6 protein-coding genes are annotated in these 4,838 nt (G+C 70.0%); 2 read left to right on the top strand and 4 right to left on the bottom strand.

Annotated features, from left to right (window positions below; translation table 11 throughout):
* Positions 1-375, top strand: a 375-nt coding sequence (locus RT123_RS06895) for a squalene/phytoene synthase family protein (RefSeq protein ID WP_313008495.1), incomplete at its 5' end; no start/stop codon positions are given.
* A gap of 3 nt (positions 376-378) precedes the next feature.
* Here RT123_RS06895 and RT123_RS06890 read toward each other — a convergent pair.
* The 3 genes from RT123_RS06890 to RT123_RS06880 are packed head-to-tail and all read right to left on the bottom strand — an operon-like array spanning position 379 to position 3,246.
* Entirely contained in the window at positions 379-1,446 is a 1,068-nt protein-coding gene (locus RT123_RS06890; protein ID WP_313008494.1) for an ABC transporter permease, read from the bottom strand.
* On the bottom strand, positions 1,443-2,360 hold the full coding sequence (locus RT123_RS06885) for an ABC transporter ATP-binding protein (protein WP_313008493.1): 918 nt from the start codon (positions 2,358-2,360) through the stop codon (positions 1,443-1,445). Before RT123_RS06885 ends, RT123_RS06890 begins: the two co-directional genes overlap by 4 nt.
* Positions 2,350-3,246: a polyprenyl synthetase family protein gene (locus RT123_RS06880; RefSeq protein ID WP_313008492.1), complete on the bottom strand. Its 897-nt coding sequence runs from the start codon at positions 3,244-3,246 to the stop codon at positions 2,350-2,352. Before RT123_RS06880 ends, RT123_RS06885 begins: the two co-directional genes overlap by 11 nt.
* A gap of 109 nt (positions 3,247-3,355) precedes the next feature.
* On the opposite strand from RT123_RS06880, the gene fni reads away from it, so the two are divergent.
* A complete protein-coding gene (gene fni, locus RT123_RS06875; protein WP_313008491.1) occupies positions 3,356-4,399 on the top strand; it encodes a type 2 isopentenyl-diphosphate Delta-isomerase in 1,044 nt (347 codons plus the stop codon).
* Here the strand turns inward: fni and RT123_RS06870 are convergent.
* Positions 4,366-4,836, bottom strand: a complete 471-nt coding sequence (locus RT123_RS06870) for a sterol desaturase family protein (protein ID WP_313008490.1) — start codon at positions 4,834-4,836, stop codon at positions 4,366-4,368. The genes fni and RT123_RS06870 overlap by 34 nt on opposite strands.
* Between the last annotated feature and the right edge of the window lie 2 nt (positions 4,837-4,838).

Below are 4,838 nucleotides of genomic sequence, written 5' to 3'. Positions count from 1 at the left end.
CTGCCCGGCGCCTGGCTGGCCGAGGCGGGCGTGCCGCGCGATCAGGTCGATCAGCTCCAGCACCGCGCCGCCGTGGCGCGCACGGCCCAGCGCCTGGTCGCGGCGGCCGAACCCTTCTACGCCTCGGCCCGGTGGGGTTTGCGCGATCTGAACCCGCGCTCGGCCTGGGCCATCGCTACGGCGCGCGGCGTCTATCGTTCGATCGGCCGCCATGTGTCGCGCGCCGGCGTGAGCGCCTGGGACGGACGGACGTCGGTCGACAAGGCGGGCAAGCTGATGCTGTTGGGGCGGGGTGGTCTGATCGCCCTGTGGTGCAAGACGCTGGACGCCTGGCGCGAGCCGCCGCCGCGCCCGGCGCTGTGGACGCACGTCTGACGATCAGCGGGCGGCGCGCCGCCTCTCCAACATCAGGGCGATCGCAAGGCCGCCTGCGCCCAGGCCGGCCATGACCGCCCAGGCGGCGATGACGGTCGACGTGAATTCGCCGCGCCAGATCACGGCCTGATAGGCCTCGATCGCCCAGGCGTGGGGCGTGATCCAGCCGAGGTCACGGAAGGCCTCCGGCATCAAAAAGCGCGGCGCCATCGATCCGCCCAAAGCAGCCAGAAGCAAGACCACGAAGGTCGTGAGCGGCTGGGCCTGTTCGCGCGATCGACACGCCGCCGTCAGGGCCAGGGCCAGCCCTGCGGCGCAGAAACCAACCGCCAAGGCGGTCATCGCAGCCGCCGCCATCTGCCAGAGCTCCAGGGCGGGCAGCTTGACCCAGGCGGCGACGAACACAGCCGCCGACTGCATCAAGCCCACCGCCGTCAGCCAGACGGCCCGCCCGCCAAGGATGGGCGCCAAGCCGCCGCGCGCCAGGGCCAGGCGTGATTGGAGGCCGGATCGCCGCTCGTCCAGCCCGCCCATGGCCCCGTGCATGGCGGCGAAGAAGACGAACATGACGCTGACCGCGCCCGCGTAATAGGTCGCCTGCACATCACCTTGGGGGCCGATCTGCAGGGTCTGAACGCGCGGTGCGGGTCGTGCGCCCTGACCCGACAGGGCGGCGGCCGTCGGCTCCAGCCGCGCCTGAAGCGCCGACGCCGCCACATCCCGGCCGGCGGCGGAAACGACCACTAGCTTCGGCGGTCCCTGCGTCGAGGGACGGATCAGTATGCCCGCGTCAGCGCGACCGTCGATGACGGCGCGGTCGAAGACCTCGCGATCGTCGACGACGCGAAGGCGCGCGCCCATGTCCTTCGACACCGCCTCGCGGATCGCCGCCGTCGCGGGCGTGCGCGACGCGTCGTGCAGCACGACGGTGGTGTCGATGTCGCCCCGTGCGCCCGCGCCGAAGATCGCTGCGAACAGCAGATAGACCAGGGGTGGCAACAGCAGGGTCAGGATCACGCCGGCGCGGTCGCGCCAAAACCCTTTCGCCCAGGCGCCCGCCACCGCCATCATGACGGCGTCTGCGACAGCTGTGCGACCAAGTCGTCCAAGCCGGGGCGTCGCACGGCGACCTCGCCATCCTCGCCATCGACGACGGCGGCCAGCATCTGGGCGATGGCCAGCGCGTCATCGCAAAGCCGCCGCCACTCCAGCCCGTCCTCGGACGCGGTCAGCCCCGCCTGGGCGAACCATTTGGCGGCGAGGTCCGACGCCGGTCGGGTCAGGCGAATGCTGAGCAGCCGGGCTGAGCCGAACGCGCGATGAAGCAGGGCGTTCGGGGCGCCTTCCGCCAGAAGTCGCCCTTGGGCCAGGATACCGATCCGGTCGGCCGTATCGGCGACGAAGATGGCGTCATGGCTGATCAGCAGACAGCCGGCGCCCGCCTTTGCGGTTTCGCGCAGGGCGACGGACAGGACGCTTCGGGTCGCCGCATCCACCCCTTCCGTCGGTTCGTCGGCGATCAGCAGGCGCGGTTGTCCGACCAGGGCGGCGCTGAGGTTGGCGCGCCGCTTCCAGCCGCCGGACAGGGTGCGCACCGGCTGGTCCGCGCGCGGGCCGCAGCCGGTCAGGTCGAGCGCGCGGTTCACCGCCGCGCCGCGCTCGCGCTTGGACACGCCGCATAGCCGCGCCGTCACATCGACGTTCTCACGCGGCGACAAGGCCGGGAACAGGGCGCTGTCCTGCGGCGCCAGCCCGATGCGCCCGCGTGGTCCGCCGCCTTCGCCCAGGACGACGCGCCCGCGACGAGCGGGCAGCAGACCCGACGCGACGCGCGCCACCGTGGACTTGCCCGCACCATTCGCCCCGAGCAGGGCATAGACCTCGCCCGCAGCGATGCTGAGGCTGAAGTCACGCAGCACGGGTCGGCCGTCGTAGCCCGCATCGATCCCGCTCAGCGACAAGGCCGGCGTGACCTCAGACCCCAAGTTCGGCCTGCTGGAAAAGGTCCAGGACATAGAGGGCCAGGGGGCTGTCATGGCCGACCGCCTCGACCGCCTTGGCCAACGATTGCCGCACCGCCGCGCGGGTCCGGCATTCACCCCACAGATCGACAAACGTGGTAGTGTCGTCGTCTTGGCCCACATCCTTGCCGACCGCATCGACGGTCGAACAGACATCCAGCAGATCGTCGCAGAGTTGGAAGGCGAAGCCGATCGCTTCGCCGAAGTCCGACAGCCGCGCCAAATCCTGCGCATCGCCGCCGCCGAGCAGACCGCCGCCGCGCACGGTGGCGACGAACAGGGCGCCGGTTTTCAGGTCATTGATCTGGCGCAGTGCAGTTTCATCGCGATCCCGTGCGTCGTCGCGCAGGTCGCGCATCTGACCCTCGGACAAGCCGTCGAAGCCGATCGCCTGCGTCAAAAGGTCCAGGGCCGCCAGACGCGTTTCCGCCGACGCCGGGGTCTGCAGCACCAGACGCGTCGCCTGGTTCAGCAGGGCCACGGCCGCCAGAACGGCCGTATCCTCGCCGTGGCGACGGTGCAGTGTCGGCTGGCCCCGACGCAACGAGGCGTCGTCCATGCACGGCAGATCGTCCAGAACCAGCGACGCGGCATGAACCATCTCCAGCGCGCAGGCATAGTCCAGGGCGTCTTCCGGATCTCCGCCGACATGCGCCGCCGCCAGCATGGCCAGCACCGGCCGGGCCCGCTTTCCCTGTCCCAGCAAGGCCTCGCGGGCCGCTGTGGACAGCAGGCCGCCATGCGCGGGCGCGACCTCGGCCAGGCGCGCCTGAACCTGCAGACGCAGATCGTCGGGGTCGCACGATGCGTCCGCCAGGGGCGGTTGGCGCCGGATGCCGACGATCGCCATACAGATCTCCCATACTCGCCGGCGTCGCGTTGCGACCACGCGCCGAACCTTTATGATGCCATACGGCATCACGACCGCGTCGGATGCAACCCGCCAGGAGCCGTTTGCGATGTCCACCGACGCCGATGCCTTGATCCGGCGCAAGGACGAACACATCGACCACGTGCGGGCCGGGCGAGGCGTCAGCCAGACGACATCGGGTCTGGACGCCATCCGTTTTGTTCACGACGCCCTGCCGGATATCGATCACGACGCCATCGATCTGGCGACGCGCTTTCTGGGGCGACCGGTCGCCTTGCCGTTCCTGATCAGTTCGATGACCGGCGGGCCCTCGCGGGCCGAGGCGATCAATGCGCGTCTGGCCGAGGCCGCCCAGGCTTTGGGCGTGGTGCTGGCGGTCGGCTCGCAGCGTGTGGCGCTGGAGACGGACGGCGGTTTGGGTCTGGGGCTGGATCTGCGACGCCGGGCTCCGGATGCGATGATCCTGGCCAATCTGGGCGCCGTGCAGTTCGCCCTAGGCTATGGCGTCGACGAGGCGCGGCGGGCCATGGAGATGATCGGCGCCGACGCCCTGATCCTGCATCTCAACCCATTGCAGGAAGGCGTTCAGCCCGAGGGCGATCGCGACTGGCGCGGCGTGGCGCGAGGCATCGAACAGGTTGCGGCGGCCTTCCCGGGCCGTCTGATCGTCAAGGAGACGGGCGCCGGCCTGTCGGGCGCGGTGGCGCGCCGTTTGGCTGATATGGGCGTCGCTGCGTTGGACGTCGCCGGGGCAGGGGGCACCAACTGGGGCCTGATCGAGGGCGCGCGAGCGATGGGCGGTCGGGCGGAAGCGCTGGCCGCGCCCTTCGCCGGCTGGGGCGTACCGACGGCCCGCAGCCTGTCAGACTGCGCCCAGGCCGCGCCGGACCTGGATCTGATCGGGTCGGGCGGCATCCGTGACGGTTTGGATGCGGCGCGCGCGATCCGGCTGGGCGCCTGTCTGGTCGGCCAAGCGGCGGGCGTGCTCGAAGCGGCGCTGACCTCGACCGAGGCGGTGGTCAATCATCTGGACTTGATGGCGGCTCAGCTGAGACTGGCCTGTTTCTGCACCGGGTCGGCGGACCTTACTGCCCTGGCTCAGGCGCCGTTGCTGGAAGCGCCGCGTTTCTGAGACAGTTCGGCCTTCAGCGCCCGCGCCGAACGCACCCAGAGAAAACCGAACGATACGCAGCCCTCGCGTGTCCGCACCGCGTGATGCAGCCGGTGGGCCTGAATCCGCCGCGTCCAGAACCCCGACCGCCCAACGATTCCCGTCGGGAAACGGCGGTGCACCAGCCCGTCGTGAAAGAAGAAATAGATCAGTCCATAGGCTGTCACGCCCATGCCGATCGGCAGCATCCAAGGCCAGACGTGCAGCCCGAGAGCCACAAAGACGATGGCCGGGGCGGCGAACACCACCGCGAACAGGTCGTTTTTTTCCAGCACGTCGTCGTGCGGCTCATGATGGCTGCGGTGCCAGGTCCACAGCAGGCCGTGCATGACATAGCGATGCATCGCCCAGGCGAAGACCTCCATCCCTAAAAAGGTGGCGAGGAACAGCAGGATCATCG

The sequence above is a fragment of the Brevundimonas vesicularis genome (genome assembly GCF_032067225.1).
Lineage (GTDB): Bacteria > Pseudomonadota > Alphaproteobacteria > Caulobacterales > Caulobacteraceae > Brevundimonas > Brevundimonas vesicularis_F.
The sequence above is the reverse complement of the archived record's forward strand: the minus strand, read 5'-3'. Positions and strand labels throughout refer to the sequence as shown.